Source organism: Homoserinimonas sp., assembly GCF_056262345.1.
In genome coordinates this window covers 1-1,630 of the sequence record NZ_JBACFR010000060.1, presented here as the reverse complement: position 1 = coordinate 1,630, position 1,630 = coordinate 1, and the positions used below count along the sequence as shown (strand labels likewise).

The following is a 1,630-nucleotide window of genomic DNA, read 5'->3' as shown; positions in this document are numbered from 1 at the left end:
CCCGAAAGGAATCCCTCCATGCTCCCCGCCCTCTTCGGCATCGACTTTCTCGACGCCGACTGGCTCATCCACTGGTTCGGACCGTTCGTTCTCCTGGGTGTTGCCGCCGTGGTCTTCGTCGAAACCGGCGTTATCGTGCTCTCGTTCTTGCCGGGCGACTCTCTGCTCTTCACGGTGGGGCTCCTCACGGCAACCGGCTTCATCGGCCTACCTATCGGCGTCACCGTGCTCGTCATCTTCATTGCCGCCTTCGCCGGCGACCAGATGGCCTATGCGATCGGGCGCAAGGCCGGCCCCGCCGTGTTCAAGCGCGAGCAAAGCCGCTTCTTCAACCCCGCCAACGTTGAGCGCACCAACGAGTTCTTCGAGAAGCACGGCGGCAAGGCGATCATCATCGCCCGGTTCCTGCCTATCTTTCGCGCGTTCGTGCCCGTCGCGGCCGGCGTCGGACGCATGCCGTGGCGACACTTCGCCCTCTTTAACCTGATCGGCGCCTTCCTGTGGGGCGTCGGGCTCACCCTTGTGGGCTTCTTTCTCGGGCAGATCGACTTTGTCGCCGAATACTCCGAGTACTTCATCATCGGAATCGTGCTGCTCTCGGGCATCCCGATCCTGCGCGAGCTCTACAAGGGCGGGCGCACCGCTATCGCCAACCGGCGGGCACACGCTGCGGCCGACAAGGTCGCCGCGGTGGTAGCAGAAGCAACGGATGCCGACGCGGACGCGGACGCTCAGTCCCGCTGAGGGGTCCGAAATGAGCCGCGGCTAGCGTCCCGAAGCCGCATTGGGGACCCCTCGCAGATCCGCCTGGCGGGCGGGCGCCTAGCGCGCGTTGCGCTCCGCGGCTTTGACCACGTTGGCGAGCAACATCGCACGGGTCATCGGCCCGACCCCACCCGGGTTCGGTGAGAGGTAACCAGCGACCTCGGCAACGGCGGGGTCGACATCGCCCGTGAGCTTGCCCTTGCCGGTCTCTTCGTCCTGCACGCGCGTGATGCCAACGTCGAGCACGGCGGCGCCCGGCTTGATCCAGTCGGGCTTGATCAGATGGGCAACACCGACGGCGGCAACGACGATGTCGGCGCGGCGCACCTCAGCGGCGAGGTCGACCGTGCGCGAATGCGTAAGGGTGACCGTGGCATCCAAACCCTTGCGGGTAAAGAGCAGGCCGAGCGGGCGACCGACCGTGAGGCCGCGGCCCACGACAGTTACGTGCTTGCCGCTAATCGGCACGTCATAGCGCTGCAGCATTTCGACGATGCCGGCCGGGGTGCACGGCAGGGGCGAATCGAGCTCGCCCTCGATGCCGAGAACCAGCCGACCAAGGTTGGTGGGGTGCAGGCCGTCGGCATCCTTAGCGGGGTCAATGGCCTCAAGCGCCGCGTGCTCGTCGAGACCCTTCGGCAGCGGGAGCTGAACGATGTAGCCCGTAACCGCCGGGTTTGCATTCAGTTCGGCGATCGCGGCGAGCACATCAGCATCCGTCGCGGTCGCGGGCAGATCGACGCGAATCGACTCGATTCCCACCTCGGCACAGTCGCGGTGCTTGCCGGCGACGTACGACCGTGACCCGGGGTCGTCGCCCACGAGCAGCGTGCCGAGCCCGGGCGTGATGCCCTTCGCCTTGAGG

General features: G+C 66.5%; 2 protein-coding genes. One reads left to right on the top strand and one right to left on the bottom strand.

Annotated elements, in window-relative coordinates; all coding sequences use genetic code 11:
* Positions 1-744: DedA family protein (locus AC062T_RS03110; RefSeq protein WP_476027301.1), on the top strand; the 744-nt coding region annotated here is incomplete at its 5' end.
* 78 nt (positions 745-822) lie between these two features.
* On the opposite strand, the gene AC062T_RS03105 is transcribed toward AC062T_RS03110, so the two are convergent.
* On the bottom strand, positions 823-1,630 hold an 808-nt coding region (locus AC062T_RS03105; RefSeq protein WP_476027299.1), incomplete at its 5' end, for a bifunctional methylenetetrahydrofolate dehydrogenase/methenyltetrahydrofolate cyclohydrolase.